Annotated in this window: 14 protein-coding genes; 2 read left to right on the forward strand and 12 right to left on the reverse strand. The window is 38.4% G+C overall.

What is annotated here, in order from left to right:
* Positions 1–124: 124 nt before the first annotated feature.
* From HH219_RS15745 to aceK, 9 genes are all read right to left on the reverse strand, one after another.
* The gene (locus HH219_RS15745; RefSeq protein ID WP_211842161.1) at positions 125–619 is read right to left on the reverse strand and encodes a rod shape-determining protein; all 495 of its coding nucleotides are present in this window, start codon (positions 617–619) and stop codon (positions 125–127) included.
* Between the two features lie 114 nt (positions 620–733).
* Positions 734–1,321: a hypothetical protein gene (locus HH219_RS15750; protein WP_169328021.1), complete on the reverse strand. Its 588-nt coding sequence runs from the start codon at positions 1,319–1,321 to the stop codon at positions 734–736.
* Positions 1,322–1,786: 465 nt separating this feature from the next.
* On the reverse strand, positions 1,787–2,005 hold the full coding sequence (locus HH219_RS15755) for a DUF6500 family protein (RefSeq protein ID WP_054206280.1): 219 nt from the start codon (positions 2,003–2,005) through the stop codon (positions 1,787–1,789).
* 495 nt (positions 2,006–2,500) lie between these two features.
* Positions 2,501–3,403 carry an AraC family transcriptional regulator gene (locus HH219_RS15765; protein ID WP_169328022.1) on the reverse strand — a complete coding sequence of 301 codons (903 nt, stop codon included), beginning with the start codon at positions 3,401–3,403 and terminating at the stop codon, positions 2,501–2,503.
* 106 nt (positions 3,404–3,509) lie between these two features.
* Positions 3,510–4,160 carry a signal peptidase I gene (gene lepB / locus HH219_RS15770; protein WP_169328023.1) on the reverse strand — a complete coding sequence of 217 codons (651 nt, stop codon included), beginning with the start codon at positions 4,158–4,160 and terminating at the stop codon, positions 3,510–3,512.
* A 207-nt stretch (positions 4,161–4,367) separates the two neighbouring features.
* Positions 4,368–4,622 (reverse strand): DUF2999 family protein, encoded by a 255-nt coding sequence (locus tag HH219_RS15775; RefSeq protein WP_054206276.1) that lies wholly within the window; start codon positions 4,620–4,622, stop codon positions 4,368–4,370.
* 63 nt (positions 4,623–4,685) lie between these two features.
* The gene (locus tag HH219_RS15780) at positions 4,686–5,648 is read right to left on the reverse strand and encodes a zinc-binding dehydrogenase (RefSeq protein WP_169328024.1); all 963 of its coding nucleotides are present in this window, start codon (positions 5,646–5,648) and stop codon (positions 4,686–4,688) included.
* A 14-nt stretch (positions 5,649–5,662) separates the two neighbouring features.
* On the reverse strand, positions 5,663–6,055 hold the full coding sequence (locus HH219_RS15785) for a hypothetical protein (RefSeq protein WP_054206274.1): 393 nt from the start codon (positions 6,053–6,055) through the stop codon (positions 5,663–5,665).
* Between the two features lie 303 nt (positions 6,056–6,358).
* Entirely contained in the window at positions 6,359–8,185 is a 1,827-nt protein-coding gene (aceK, locus tag HH219_RS15790; RefSeq protein ID WP_169328025.1) for a bifunctional isocitrate dehydrogenase kinase/phosphatase, read from the reverse strand.
* A gap of 104 nt (positions 8,186–8,289) precedes the next feature.
* On the opposite strand from aceK, the gene HH219_RS15795 reads away from it, so the two are divergent.
* Together HH219_RS15795 and HH219_RS15800 are read left to right on the forward strand one after the other, a co-directional pair.
* Positions 8,290–9,237, forward strand: a complete 948-nt coding sequence (locus HH219_RS15795) for a LysR family transcriptional regulator (RefSeq protein ID WP_054206287.1) — start codon at positions 8,290–8,292, stop codon at positions 9,235–9,237.
* 170 nt (positions 9,238–9,407) lie between these two features.
* Positions 9,408–9,857, forward strand: a complete 450-nt coding sequence (locus HH219_RS15800; protein ID WP_169328058.1) for a hypothetical protein — start codon at positions 9,408–9,410, stop codon at positions 9,855–9,857.
* A 1-nt stretch (position 9,858) separates the two neighbouring features.
* On the opposite strand, the gene icd is transcribed toward HH219_RS15800, so the two are convergent.
* From icd to HH219_RS15815, 3 genes are all read right to left on the reverse strand, one after another.
* On the reverse strand, positions 9,859–11,118 hold the full coding sequence (icd, locus tag HH219_RS15805; protein ID WP_169328026.1) for an NADP-dependent isocitrate dehydrogenase: 1,260 nt from the start codon (positions 11,116–11,118) through the stop codon (positions 9,859–9,861).
* A 224-nt stretch (positions 11,119–11,342) separates the two neighbouring features.
* A complete protein-coding gene (locus tag HH219_RS15810) occupies positions 11,343–14,048 on the reverse strand; it encodes a 7TM diverse intracellular signaling domain-containing protein (protein ID WP_169328027.1) in 2,706 nt (901 codons plus the stop codon).
* Positions 14,049–14,077: 29 nt separating this feature from the next.
* A complete protein-coding gene (locus HH219_RS15815; protein ID WP_169328028.1) occupies positions 14,078–16,348 on the reverse strand; it encodes a TonB-dependent receptor in 2,271 nt (756 codons plus the stop codon).
* Between the last annotated feature and the right edge of the window lie 42 nt (positions 16,349–16,390).

Below are 16,390 nucleotides of genomic sequence, written 5' to 3' on the forward strand. Positions count from 1 at the left end.
GGAAGACACATACACCTTACAACGAATCAACATATTTAGAAGCACTAAAAAGAAGAGGTTCGCCGCTGTTAAAATTTGCAATAAATAGCTAAATTTTACTAGTTGTCCACCTCAGGGCGTGTTGTTAAGTGGCTGATACTCTTACCTTTACTGTATCAAAGTTTTCTACATTAGTATTGATTTTACAACCTAAATAAATAACCACTTCCCGAGCACCTGCACCTATTGCTAGCTCTCGTAAAACTCTTTCTTCTATATCGGTTAGTCCACCATCAGTTTTCTCTAACTGGTGAATAATAACCCTCGGTGAAGGTCTGATGATTGGATTATTATGCATGGTATAAATAGCGTGCTGCAATATTTTCTCTGCGCACATAAAGTCTGCGACAAAAGACCGGTTGTGTTTAAAAGGGTTTAGAACTCTAATGTTTGGAGCAGATAGGGATTTAGCATTCTTTCCGATTGCTTTTATGACTTCCCCTTTTTTAGTATTTTCTATAGCAATATAAGGCTCTTCTTCGAATGACATGTCAGAAGTAAAAGCTTTAATCGAAACTTTGTTCTCACTTAATTCAACAAGTAAATCATTGGAGAACAGACTTCTAAGAAATGTGAACAATACTTTCGGCCTCCGAGCCACTTAACGCCGCGTTAAGCGGACTAAAATTGTTGGTTATAATGTGTAGCGAAGCGGAACCTAACCAACTGTTTTAGTTCCGTTTTAAACGCCTTGTTATGATTTGGCTAAGTGCGAAAACTGTCTATCTTGTTTTATATACTCAATTAAACCATAGCGTCCTTGAAAAACTTTTGAACCTTGAAGTAAGTTCTCATAGTTAACATTGTCAATTGGGCATTCCTGATCTTCTTTCCAACTGGCAAATGCATAGACAATTAATACAGAGCCAGCATGTAGACCTGTATAATAACCTTGTTGGATTAAGTCACTTTTACCAACTACGTCATAAAATTTATGGCTCCAGTACTCTTCAATAGAATTTAATACCATTTGATAATGTTCAGTCTCAATTTTATTCTTGAATTGTTTAAATTTTTCGATTTCTCTAGCTGACATTATCCAGTTACTTCGGTGGTTGATTACCATGCCACCTTCATCTTTATTTTTAGTTAGAATTTCAAATGATGCTTCCAGCTTAATAACAGCAGCATCAAATAACTCCTTATCTAAAGATAACCGTTTATCAAACTTGTTTTTCTTGTATGTAAAAGTCAAACCGGCTAATGCGATGACCGCTGAAGATAAAGCAATGAATGCAGATATTGCCGAAATCATATTTCCCTCGTTGAAAAAACTTTGCATTGATAATCCTAGAAAATCATAACAATTTTGTCTATGACATTTGTCGTTTTATAAACCGACAAATGTCCATATATTACAATGCATTTATCTTAGCCCTCAAATAAACACCTGTAAACAATTAGTTAACTTTGCCTCATATTTTATAAATGCAGAAATACACCAAAATGGTAGAGATCAGTAATATTGGATAAAAACAAAATACTGTCTACATATACAGTGTTTTACTGTAGAGATTCACACTATCAAATCTCCTTTCATTGACGATTAAAATACTGTAAAAATCCTTTGGCTTTAAAAAGTGGTTTTAAGTTAGGCTTACAGTCGTGACGTAAAGTTGCATGACTTTAGGTGATACTTTAGAGTGTTACTTTCAAAACTGCACTGCTTTAGCGTTACATAAAATTGCTGCGACATAACGTGCTTTTAGTGACACCGCTAATAAGAATAAATGAATAGCAGATATTGCTATAGGCCTTCTACTATCATTTCTTTGATTTTTTGGGCTTTTACAAAGTGGTCTAATTGATGGGTTTGTATCCACCACGTTGCAGCTTCCATTAGCGACTGCGGATCATCATTTTTATTTGCAAAAAAAGCATAAAATGACAACCCTACATTGGGTCCTTTTTGTGCAATTTTTTTATTGCATACAGTAATGATTTTTTCTCTAAGTTGCGCATTCATTGTATTCTGGATCTCTTACTTTAATAAAATGCATTACCGTATTTTTAATTTTAAGCAACTGTAATGTATGTAGCGAATAAGTGTGTAGTCATAGTTTAAAGTAGTTAAATAAACTAAACAGCTGCTTTTTTCAAAATATTTTATACTCGGCGCTGATGCTAAAAATGATGCAAGTTCAGCAAGCACTCCATTATTTTCAATATGCTCAATATAGGCACGGTGGTGTTTAACACTAAGCCACTGCTCTTCTATCAACATTTCTGAGTTTGGTTTATCAAAATAAATCGTTACATCTAAACAGCCGTTAAATGCCCTTACTGCGGGTAAGTGTTTTTTCTAAAAATGGCAGTAATAATTCGAGTTGCCCTGATTTTACACAACAATTAAGCGTTACTCTTATACTCATGTCTTTCTCCTGTGATTAATGAGTTGTTGTATTTAATCACCGCTAAAAAATATAACTACTCAAAAACGATCAAAAGTAACGTTTTTAAATCAATTACTTTGTTTAAATTGTTTTGGCGTTATGCTGTACTTCTTTTTAAACAACTTAATGAAATGGGAAACGTTTTCGTAACCTAAATCTGCTGCTATATGTGTGACGGTTAACTCTGTTTCTTGTAAAAGTTGGTAGGCTCGAACCAAGCGTTTTTCTTGTAGCCACTGGTTAGGCGTAACACTGTAAAGAGATTTAAAGTCTCGTGTAAATGTTGATACACTTTTACCGGATAAATTAGCTAAATCTTTAATTGTTAACTTAAGGGTATTCGGGTTATTCAGCAGCCGCGTGATATTACGCTTAGGTGGGTGAGTTGTGTGCTTTGATTGTACGAGCGTTTGATAAATAGCTTTGTCGTAAATTGCTAATAAATACAGTAACTCTAAAAGCTTAACTTTTAACAGAGGCGCTGTATTACAGGTTCGTTTATGCAGTTTTTGAATTGAATCAAAATAGGTTTTCACTAAATCATCGCATTGAATATTAAGCAACGACGTAGCGCTGACAATCTTACTCGGCTGACTTTTATTTACTTTGTATGTGCTTAAAAATTCGCTGATCACATCCTCATCAAAAAAAGTTAAGTACGCTTTTAACGATGAGGTTGTTCTTACATAATCTGAATGCAAGTTAAGCCCTTGCGGTAAAAATACAGCACTGCCAGCATGCAGCTCATGTGTTTTATTTTCAGATGTTGTAATGGTTTCTTGCCCACTTTCAATGTACACCAAACACGGTGTATTCGTATAAAATTCAACATCCACTAAATCATGGCGAAGGCTTTTATAAAAAATCCCTGTATTTGCGGTGTGTAGCAGCGGCACAACATCAGTCATTGTATAAAGTGACTGGGGTAGTACTAATATATTTTTTTTACTGTGATCAGATACGCTGTTCATTTATCACCTATAAAAACGTGCAATCAGTGTTCTTTTGTTAACATCCTGCACTGTATTTTATTCGCCGGCCGAGCATGGTAAATACGTGTAGTTGAGTATTAATTTTTTACTCTAACACTTTTAATATTCGTTCTTTACGCGGTATATAGTAATTATCGTAATTTAATGACACTATCACCCGCTGCGCTTTGCCGAGTAACTCTTTACGTGGCACTAAGCCTATCATTCTTGAATCTGCACTGTTGTCTCGGTTATCGCCCATTGCTAAATACATGTCTTCTGCGATTGTAATTGGCGCAAAGCTTTGTATGGTGGAGCGCTGCTTATCAACTTTTACAAGGTGTTTAATGCCATTTAAGTTTTCGATTCTTATTTGGTTTGTTGTGTTGTCTGTTGAGGTGTCATAACTGAGTTTTTTACCGTTAATAATTAGCTCATTATTAACTAATGCAACCGTGTCGCCAGGTACACCTATAACGCGCTTAATTAATCGATTATCAGCTGCCACTGAATCAAATACTATAATATCGCCCGCACTTGGCTCAGCTATTCTCGCAAGCGATATTTTTGTAAAAGGAACTCTTAAGTCGTAGGCCATTTTATCTGTGAGGATTCTATCACCTTCAACAATTGTTGGTTTCATCGAACCTGTAGGTACTTCATACCAATCAGCTACTGCGCTCCTAAATACACACATTAACGAAATGAAGACGATAAGTGAGCGATTATTTCGCCAAATTTTATATAGGCTTTTCATGTTAGATTATCCATAAAAGTGGGTTACATACTAGACTTGGCAAATAACCTTAGGTTCATAAAACATGTAATAAACAATGTAACAAACTATGAATACAAAAGAGGATAAAATATAGGGCGATAAATAAAAGTAAAGCGCGCTTGGCGCGCTTGGCGCGCTTTACTTTTATACATTACTTAGGGCTTAACGTGATTTTATTGCTTTTTATTATTGATTTTTAAACTGTGCTTTTGCTTGTTCAACTTGGCCTTGATCAATGCCAAGTGAATCAGCCGCTTCTTTAATTAAATGTGGTTGAGTCATTACGACTGCCATTAATTGCTGTAGTTTTTCAGGCGGTATACCAAGTTGTTGCACTAGCGCCATTGCCATCATAGGGTTTTGTGTAAATGCTTGAAAAAGTTCATGTACTTTTTCGTCACTTACGTTGTGTTCTTTTAGGGTTGCTATAATTGGGTTCATTGTATGCCTTGGATTGCTTTTTTCAGTTACCCTAAGTTATATGGGCAAACTTTAATTTTTAAACTACTCAACGAGTAATACAACCTTTCCTGCATTTTCGTTTCGCTCAAGTATGGTATGCGCTTTTGCTGCATCTTGCCATGGTAGGGTTTTATAAATATTAAAATCAAACGTTTGATTGGCTATATCGTCATAAAACCTTGCTACAAACGCATCGCGCAGCTGACGTTTAAAGGTTTGGCTGCGGTTGCGAAGTGTTGAAGCATGCAATGAAATGCGCTTTTGTAATAAGCGTGCAAAATCCACTTCTGCAAAGCGCCCGTCTAAAAATGCCAACATCACAATTTGGCAATCTAATGCAGCAATGGCTGCATTTTTATTTAAATAACGCCCTGATACCGGATCAACAATCACATTTGCTGTTAAATTATGCTGTTGCATATAATCAACAAAGTCATATGTTTTATAGTTTATGGCATGATCCGCGCCGAGCGCTTTGCCGTGCTGACATTTTTCATCGCTCCCTGCGGTGATAACCACAATTGCACCGGTGCGTTTAGCCATTTGAATGCAGGCACCACCTACACCGCTGGCCCCAGCATGAATAAGCACAGTGTGCCCTTGCTGCAAATTACCTAGTTGGAAAAGCGCACCAAATGCCGTTAAATACACTTCGCTAATGGCTGCACCCTGCGCCATTGTTAAGCCACTCGGTAAAACCATTAATTGCGCTGCATCTACTGCTACATATTCACTATAAGCGCCGCCAGCGCACAACGTAAATACCGCTTTATTAAGCCAGCTATTATCAGCATCTGCGCCAAGCTCAATGACTGTGCCTGCACATTCTAACCCTAATATGGGGCTATCGCCTTGCGGAGCTGGGTATTTACCTTGTCGCTGCATGCAATCGGCGCGATTAACGCCTATCGCAGCCACTTTAATCAATACTTCGTGCGCTTTTAATTGCGGTTTAACGGTTTCGCTGAGTGATAATTGCGCATGTTGATGGGAAATAAATTGCATAGGTGCTCCCTTTATTAATCGATTTTACGCCATACTTCGGCTTCAATTAACTTACCATTTTCAGTTAAAGAATGATGCCACAAGTTCCCTTCAATTTTATAATCAAAGGCCATTGTTTTACCAAGTAATGAGGGGATATTGCCATATGCGAACGTCTCAACAAACTGTTCATTTTTTAAAGTGTATTGCCCGCCACCAGCATAGTGGAACTTGCCATTTTTTTGGGTAATATAGTTAAAATGCGTTGCAGTAATCAGTTTTACTGAGGTCAGCTCTGGTGCTTTAGCACTCACAAACCCATCTTCAACGGCGTATTTGCCTTGCACAAACTCCCAGCTGCCCAATAGTGGATTAGCCACTGCTATTGGCGAAGCAATTAATAAACTTGCTAACAATAAAGATTTCATACTCTTTCCTTGGTTTTATTTTGAGGAGTAATATACCCTTTTTCGCACCCAACATTCATTAGACTTTAATAGTGGTATTACTATACCCAAATCACCTCAAGATGCAGGATTCAGCGTTTCACAGGGGCTTAATATCAAGGCGTTACTTTGCAACAATGGCAGTCCCTTTTAAGAAGTAACAACGATGAGAGTAAGCGCCTGTGAAACGCCCAAAGGGTTGGTTTAAAAGCGATTTATACTGTGTTATTGATTTTAACAAGGGAACAACCATTATTTGCAATCAATGCCTTGTCTAAATCGCTTTTAACTCCAACTGCAACTCGCATCTTGAGGTGGTTTGGGTATAAAGCGCCAACTTTGTTTATAAGGGTACACATCAGCCAGATGCCCTGCATTGATTTGGTTTTGACATTGCTGCCAAAATTCAGGGCTGAATAAATTGTGATGTTGCTGGCAAAAATAACTAAACGCCTGCTTGTTTGCGCTAAAAAAAACGTTAAATTGACTTGGAAATACGTCGTTTTCGGCTACATCAAAATAGCTTTCGCAACTGATCTCATCAAAGCTATTTTGGCTCGTTGGTAAATCTCTAAATTCGCAATCTGTTAATGGGCATATTTCATCGTAATCATAAAACACCACACGACCCCAACGTGTCACGCCAAAATTTTTCATCAGCATATCACCAGGAAAAATATTAGCCTCAGCTAAATCTTTAATTGCTTTACCGTAATCGTGCATTACGTTACTAAGCTGTTTGTTGTCACACTGATTAATGTATAAATTAAGCGGGGTCATTTTACGCTCAACGTACACATGTTTTAGCACGAGCGCTTTATTTGAAATTGCCATGCTGTTGCCAATACTCGCGCGCATTTGCTCAAGCAGTTCATCGCTAAAACGGCTTAAATCAAATGCCAAATAGCGAAACTCATGTGTGTCGACTAAACGCCCTACTCTGTCGGCTTGTTTTACAAAATCGTATTTTGCCATTACTTGTGCTTTAGTGGATGTTTTGGGTGCGCTAAATCTATCTTTGATCACCTTGTAAACATAATCAGAGTGCGGTGTCGTAAATACCAGCATCACCATACCTGGAGTCCCTGGGGCAATAATGTATTTATCGTGTGTGGGGCTATTTTTAGTCGTGTCTACTTTGTAACGGTAAAATTCAGTTTTAGCGTGTTTAATAAAACCTATGGCATTAAATAACTCAAATCGTTGCTTATGTGGCATTAACACTGACAGGTAATCTACATAACGGGCTGGTTGATCTGTATCAACCATAAAATAAGTACGTGCAAAGCCAAACAGTAAACTGAGTTGATCAGCCCCCATCATTACAGCATCAAGCTTTAAGCCATTTTCAGTATGTAATATCGCCACTGCAAAAGGCATATTATCGCCATTTTTAGCAATGCATCGGCCAATTAAATAACAGGCTTTATTTCTAAAAAATAATGAATTAGCGTATTCAATAAAACCATCATTTAGACTCATCAATTCATATACTTGGCGACATTGCTGCTTTGCACCTAGTGTTAAAGTACGCTGTAAAGCATCAACATCCTTGTTTAAATCTGTAAATTTAACCCGAAAAGCTTGGCGATAAATTAGTTGTGCTACAGCATGAGTAAAGCCATTTTGTAATGAAATTCGGCTCACTAAATTATCAAATGGTCTTGGTTTAGCGCGGTACTTAGCTTTTAAGACAAACAAATGTACAGTGCGTATTTTTTTATCGTCCCAAATAGAGCCAAATGTTGAATTAAAAAATGTGTGCGCAATGGGCTGGTTTTCGTGATTTTCGACCATTTCTCCATAAATGTGTTTTGCTTGCTCCCATAGCCGTGGGTCATGTAGTTCTTTAAAAGCAATTATTCGCACTGCATTACTCACGCTTTTAACTTGGCGCTCATACACTTGTAAACGCTCGCGCATTGCTGATTGCACATCTAACCATTGTCGTTGCTCAAAGCGACTTTGTGCACCCAAGGTAATATTTAAAAATGCAGCAAACATGCCTTCAAACCCAGCAAATACAGCCCGTGCTAGTTTAGTTGCAATAACATGCTCTATGGCATCATTCGGTGAAGCCGCTAACAGTATTTGTGTGTTTTGTTTGGGCATATTTTTATCACTTATGGTGGCTATGTAATTTTATGGGTTTACACACCTTAGCAAGCAGGCTTTAATTTAGATAATTAATACAGCGAATGAATAAGATTGATCAAATGAATATAAGAAATGTCGATCTCAATCTACTGGTGTACTTAAATGTACTCATAGATGAGCAAAATGTCTCTAAGGCGGCAAATAAATTAGCGTTAACACAGCCTGCAATGAGTAATGCACTCAAGCGTTTACGTGATTTATTTGACGACCCGCTACTTGTTCGCGCAGCAGGCTCTATGACTCCGACTGCAAAAGCCTTAAGCTTAAAGCCAGAAATAGAGGCGTTGTTAAAAATGGCCGAGGCAATTACTCAGCCCAGTGATGTTTTTGATCCTACTACTGCACACATGACATTTAGAGTGATGGCAAATGACTATTTAGAATCAACCTTAATCGCTCCATTTATAACCGCACAGCTTAATAAACACCCAGGGCTTAATTTTGATGTACTCAGTCCTAGCGATGTAAACCTGCAAGATATGGAAAAAGGCACTATTGATTTAGCGATTAATCGCTTTAATGGTTTGCCGCGATCTTTTCATCAATCCAGTGTGTGGCGGGATAATTATTGCTGTTTAATGCACCCTGCAAACCCCTTTTTACAGCAGCCCAATTTAAACCAATATTTGGCCTCAGAACACATTTGGGTTAATCGTGCTGGCTGGGGGGCTGAAGCTGCGGTTACTAATAAATCAGGGAGCCAGAAATTAGGCTGGGTAGACGAAGCACTCTGGCAATTAGAGCAGACCCGCCATATTAGGGTGTTTACCCGTCATTACATGGTGGCAAGTTTATTGTGCCAATCTCCCCAGTTAATCGCAACATTACCAAGACGACAAGCAATGCTACTAACCAAACACACTAACTTAGTGATCAGCCCTGTACCATTTCAAATAGTGCCTATAGAGGTAAAAATGATCTGGAGCCCACTACTGCACCATGCAAGCCCGCATCAATGGTTACGCAGAGAATTACAAAATTTTGCTGCAACAATTGCGGATCGCTGAGATTGTTCAAACCAATCTTTAAATACTTATGCTACGATTCAATCCAATTCACGATATTGATTAAATCAATATCAGTTATTGAAAACAACAATTTCATAAATAGTGTTCTTAGGGCTAGAGTGAAGTCATACCAAATGAGTTAGCCACTAAAATTAAGAGACAACATTATGATGCAAACGACAGCAAGCTTTACCCAACAAGACGGATTATTCATCGATGGTCATTTACATGCTTTTATTGAGCAACAGCTATGTAAAAAAATGACGATAAATTGTGACGATGTGTATCAGGCATTAGCCACATTAGTTGATGAGTTTGGTTGTCAGTGCCGTAAAAACAAACACCTTGAAGATGATAGCTTAGACGTGCAAACATTATTGCATGCGTACAAAGTTGAACATAATCACCCTCATTGTCATGTTGATGCGCAAACAACAACCGCGGTACTCGATGAATATTGTTGTCAGGTGCCTGCAATCATTGTGGTTGCGTTAATGGATACCCTAAGCGGCACACCTAGCGATGAACATGATGCAAAGGCTATTTATCACCGTGCTGCAACCCTTGTTAACCGCCCTTGTATGTATCGTGCAGAACTTAGTAACGCCAATGCAGCCTAAGCTATGAGTGCTTTAAGTGCTCGATTATCCTTTGTGTAAAGTCACTGCAACTTAGGATAGTCGAGTTATGTGGATCTTCTTGTAAATCAAAGGTCAATTCACCCGCTAAAAAGGTGTATTGCAAAGCATGCTCTATCTGATTAGCTGCTTCATGCCACTTCATAAATCGTAGCATCATTACCGCACTTAAAATGCTACTTGTTGGATTAGCGCTATTTTGACCAGCTATTCGCTCAAAAGTCCCGTGCGTTGGTTCAAAAAATGCCACTTCATTATTTAAGTTTGCCGCTGGCATGATGCCAATCCCTCCCACTTGTGCTGTTAGCATATCAGCTAAATAGTCACCATTTTGATTGGTTGTCACGACCACATCAAATTGCTCAGGGTTCATCAGCGCTTGTTGATGCATGTTATCAGCAATCACTTCTTTAATAACCAGTGGTGCTAAGCCTTCTCGCGGAATTTCAAGCCAACGGCCATTACTATGTGGTACTGCTGAAAACTCATTCTGTGCAAGCGCAAAACCCCAGCGTTTGAATGCACCATCAGTAAATTTAAGCACATTACCTTTATGCACAACAGTGACTGAGTCACTTTTTTGCTCCAGCGCATAATTAATTGCATAGCGAACTAAACGCTGTGACCCTTCTTTGGAGATATTCTTAATGCCAATACCACATTGCTGATCAAAGCGTAGACGAGTAACGCCCATTTCTTGACATAAAAAGTCCAACATTTTTTCTGCTTCAACACTGCCAGCTTGCCATTCTATGCCAGAATAAATATCTTCTGAGCTATCGCGGATCACCACAATGTTAGTTTTTTCAGGATGTTTCAGTGGCGAAGGTAATACACTGTAGCCTTTAATAGGCCGCATATTGACAAACAAATCCATTTCATGACGAAGGGCTACATTGAGTGAACGAAAACCACCACCAATCGGTGTGGTTAAAGGGCCTTTTATAGCAATTTTAAACTGCCTAACAGCATGTATTGTTTCTTGCGGAAACCAATCACCATCGTAAAGCTGCGCTGCTTTTTCACCATTGAACACTTCCATCCAGTGAATTTTACGCTGTCCTTGGTAACACACATCAACAGCGTGATTTACCACTTTTCGCATACAGGGTGAGATATCTTGCCCAACGCCATCACCATCAATATAAGCAATAATAGGTTGTAGAGGAATATGCCACTGGCCTTGTTCATCAATGCTAATCTGTTCGCCATTTGGCGGCACGTCAATATGTTGATAGCCCATAATATTCCTATGTGTTTGTATAAAAACCATAACAATTAAACCATGCTTATAATGATCTGTCGTAGTTAGAGCATCTATAGTTACTATTCAACAATAAAATAATCATGCTAAAACAGTTTTTTGTTGATCGGTATGTGAACAAAATGCTTAGGACAATAAATCTTTTGAGGTTAACGCTCAGTAGCAGATCGCGTGGCTGTGGGGTCACAGTCTAAATAATAAATTCATTGTTTAACTGGGGATATAATCGAGTCCATTTTAGCTAATAATCCGTTAACTAAACGACTATCCAAGGTGATGCTATCTGCTTTGAGGGACTTATCTAAACAAACAGCTTGCTGATAAAGCGCATCGCAATCAAACATCCCTGCTGTCCCTTTTATCATATGAATACTTTTTGCTAACCCATCTATATCACCGCTGCCAAACTGGGCCGCAATGGTATCTCTTTGATTTTTTAACCCTTCAATATACGTTTTTTTCAACGCATCAAATTCATGATCAGGCAATTTAACTTCTTCGTGCATTTCTATATCAAGGTAACTGGCAATTTTATGGCTAAACTGACTGCGATCTATTGGTTTTGCAATGTGATCAACAAATCCTTGTTTTAGATAACGATCAATCTCATTTTTCATCGTATTTGCCGTCAATGCAACTATTGGTGTTGTTAAACCCGTCGCCTGCATCATATGAATAGCTTGCTCACCATCCATCACTGGCATTTGAATATCCAATAAAATTAAATCAAATTGGTTATCAAGTGTTGCTTGCACTGCATCTTGCCCGTTTTCCACTGCCGTAACTGTTAACCCCATACGCTGTAAAATACGCTCGATTAACTGACGGTTCTCAGGGTGATCTTCAGCAACGAGTACTTCACCCACTAAGTTGCGTTGGCATTGTGAAGAGACTAAATCTTTTGGTTGCTCAATTGATATATCTTCAAAGCTGTTAACCCAGCGTGTTTTTTCAGTTATTTGTAACGCTAAAGCTAGGCTAAACTCACTACCGCTGCCTACTTCAGAATGAACGCTGATATCACCATCTAATTTTTGAGCCAAACTTTTTGATATATTTAAGCCTAATCCAGTTCCACCATATTTACGCGTGTTCGTTGCATCAGCTTGGTAAAATGGGGTAAATAACTCTTGCTGCTCAGCAAGGGTCATACCGATGCCCGTGTCTTTGACTTTGATCCACAATTGATCTTTTTCACAACTTACTGATAGTTCTATATTTCCAACGGTCGTAAATTTAATCGCATTAGCAGCAAGATTTAATAGTATTTGCCGTAAGCGTGTTGGATCAGAAATAATCCAATCAGGTAAAGGAAATTCATAATTTACATTAAATTTTAGGCCTTTATCTCTAATTTGTTTACCAAGTATAGATTCAATATGCGCAATGGTTGAAAATAAATCAGTTTCAACTAACGATATTTCTAATCGGTTTGCTTCAATTTTTGACATATCTAAAATATCATTAATTAAGCCTAAGACGTGCCGACTATTTTGCAAAATAACGCGAATACCGTGATTACGCTCGTGAGGCTTTATGTCCCCTAAAATGATCCCATCTGCATAGCCAATAATAGATGTCATAGGGGTACGAATTTCATGGCTCATATTCGCTAAGAAACGACTTTTTGCTTCACTTGCATCCCTTAGCTCTTCAGCTAACTGTTCAAGCTCTTGTGTGCGCAGCTGCACTTTTTGCTCTAAATTTTTAGTTAACTCAACATTATCGTCATGTAAAAGGCTAAATTTATTTGCAACTGCAAATGCCAAGAGCATCGCATCCAGTGATGTACCTATAAGACCCAGTAAATACAAATCAATCGCTATAGGAGGTATCAAACCTAGGTTAGTCAGATTCCCAACCATATTAGGGATCGCCATAGCAAGGTAAGCCATTACAAAATAACGCGCTGGTTTAAACCCACTCATCCAGCTTCGCACACCAATAAACATGCCTAAGCATAAGGTTGCACCGGTAACAAAAGTGGCCCATATAAAACCAAAACCAGGCCATAAAATTGCAAATGGTACGCCTAACGTAGCAACCGCCCCGAGTAATAACGACGCAATGGATAATCTCGGTGAGGTTTCTTTAAGCTTAAGTAAGCTGTTATAAAATAAGATGTTTGTAAGGGGAATAAGCGTAAAGCCCAACCAATGCAAATGTGCATTGTAATAGCCAAATATTTGATCCGGAATATGGAAAAACTGACTCCATGCAAACACCCAACATGCAGTAAACATTGCATAATAAAGGTGTGTCACATCGCGCGCACCAAAATAAATCAGTAAATTATATAACCCTAGAGCAATCCCCACCCCAAAACACAACAGCATTATCATGTTCTGTAAGGTGATTTGAGGAAAAAAATCATCGTAAGGTTTTAAAACTAATTTAGGCGGAGTATAAAAGTAGTCACTTTCAAATTTAGTGACTAATACATAACGCTTCCCTGGGATCAGCGTTATTTTATTACCGTATTGAAATGCGAATTCATTTTTTTCTAAGCCACCTGTAATATAACGTGCTACAGGTGCGCTAGGCGTATCGAGATCATAAATACGTGTTTCAACCCTAGACACCAACGTATTATATGGATACAGGACTAATTCAGTTAATTTAGTTTGGTTTTCTAAAGGTAAAACAAGCCAATAACTACCACCAAAATAGGTTGTACGATTTTGCGGCTTTTTATTTAAGATCCACGTTTTGAGCTCGTCACTTGTGCGCGCAAAACCACTGTGATTACTTTGCAACACAGAACCTACTTGCAAAAGATTGGTTTCATGCTGCTGTTCATCATAAATGAAAAGATCAGGCATACTCGCCGCAGTCGCTGTACCGCAATACAGCAAACTAAAAAGCATAAACATTATTACTTTAAGGCTTAAGGCTGCCTTTACTTCCATATAACGCACCTTAATCTATCTGCATGTTTTTAAAACTGATAGCTAACATCAAGCCCATACCGGCGACCTTCACCTTTAAAGTCTTCTAGCATACCTAAGAATGGGCCTAAATCAAATTTCAAATGAGAGTAATGCGTTTCAAATAAATTTTTTCCCCACAATACCATTGACCACTGATCCATCTGATAACGAATATTACCGTTAACTAAACTATAGCCGTCTTGAAAGGCATAGGGGTTTTGGTTCTGATCAAAGTAATAATCAGATTGATAATCAATAACCAGTTGAGTTGTTAGTGGATTATTTGCAAGCTCAAATGCATACTCTATCGCTGCCGAAACATTCCACTTAGATGTAAAAGGTAGGCGGTTATTGGTCAAACTATTGCCAAGTGGATCTACAAACTCTTCAAACTCGGCATGCGGTATATAACCCAGTGAAAAACGCATTGATAATGCATCATTGGCTTTATAATCAAACTCTGCTTCTAAACCGTAAATAGTAGAATCACCAACGTTTTCTAACAGCTGAACTGGCGGGCTTTGTGGCGATGCTGATGGTTGATTCATAAATACTTGTTGATCATTATAATCATAATAAAATGCAGCCCAATTCATTCGCACACCGTGCTCAGGCCACCAAGATTTAGTACCAACTTCATGGGAGTTTAGGCGTTCTTTATCATAGGCGGCCAACTCAGCTTGCTCTGGTGATGATAAAAACCCACCATTATAACCCCCGCTTTTTGCACCGTTTGCAAACCTATAATATGTGTTTGTGGTCTTACTTAGTTGATAATTTACAGACAACTGTCCTGAAAACCCGTTGTCGCTTTGCTCTCCTTTCACATGATAAAAAGGCACTATAGCGCCTTCTAGGTCGCTAGGATCAACAATGGCATTTAATTGAGAGAGTGAATCGTACTCCAGTGATTCATACGAATAACGAAGCCCTGCCGCAATCCACCACTTCGTACTTAGCTGATAATCAAGTTGGCTAAACAAAGCAAGACTTTGCGTATCAATTTGATTGTCGTAATAAAATGTTGCAGTTAAATTTGTGGGCAAAATACCACGATAATCACGTAATATATCATTTACATTATTTTGCTTTATCGATTCGTCAGCAAAATAAATTCCAGTTGTGAGAGTATGATCACCAAATTGTGTTGCTAAACGTAACTCTTGAGTAATAAAGTCTGTATCTAGCCCTAATGAACCTTCACAAAGACGCTGTGGAGAACCATCACAATTAAACGCATGGTCTCGCTCCAACTGATTATAACTTGATATGGAGACGAGCTCATTTTCAGAATTTATTTGCCAGTTTAAATGTGCACTAAAACCTTTACCGTCGCTTTTATGAGGCGAGTCATTATTTACGCTCACGGTATAAAAGTCGTCGCTGCCATCGTTAAAACCAAAATTATCAAAGCAATTTTGAGAGCCCGCTTGTTCAACAGAGCACGGCTGCAATGTTAGCGGATTAGCTACAATCCCAATACTCCCCACAGGCTGTACAATTCCTTGCCAATCTTCAATGTGTCCTTTTAATAATAGTTGAACATTGTCAAAGTCGGTTAACAAAGAAATACGCGCATTTGTTTGTTGCATACCTGCGGTAGGTGCTTGAGTATAAATATTTTTTGTAGAATACTCATAGTCTTGATGATTAAGCGCCACGCGCAAAGCGCTATTTTCGCTAATTTGAGTGTTATACATACCATCAAGAGTTACTGAATTATTATTGCCAGCACCAACACTCAGGTAACCCGTTTGGGCAAACTCAGGGCGTTTTGTACGAATCAATATCGCCCCACCGGTAGAGTTTCTACCAAATAATGTTCCTTGGGGGCCACGCAGTATATCCACTTGCTCAATATCAAAAAAGTTAACTATTTGATTGCTCGCAGAGCCAACCGCCACGTCGTCAACGTATATTGCCACTGGCGATGTATTCGCAGTATTATAATCTACTAAACCAACCCCACGAATGTTAACTGCCGGCGGTGTGCCTTCAGCTGCATTTTGACTAATTTTTACATTAGGTGCGAATACTGAAAGCTCTGTCGTGTCTTTGTAATGTTGAGATGTTAATGCCGCTCCTTTTACATGACTGACCGCAATACTTACTTTTTCAATCGCTTGAGCGCGTTTTTGCGCATACACTTCTATCACTTCCATGTTACTTTTTGACACCACAGCAGCTTCATTTTGCGCCTGAAGACTCAATGGCAAAATTAAACTTGATGAACACAATAACAACACATGATTTGAAATTGGTTTGCATAGGCTTTTCATTCGTAACAGACCTTTATCCTAGGAGTATGTAAATATACTGTA

It is taken from the genome of Pseudoalteromonas sp. NEC-BIFX-2020_015 (genome assembly GCF_012952265.1).
Lineage (GTDB): Bacteria > Pseudomonadota > Gammaproteobacteria > Enterobacterales > Alteromonadaceae > Pseudoalteromonas > Pseudoalteromonas neustonica.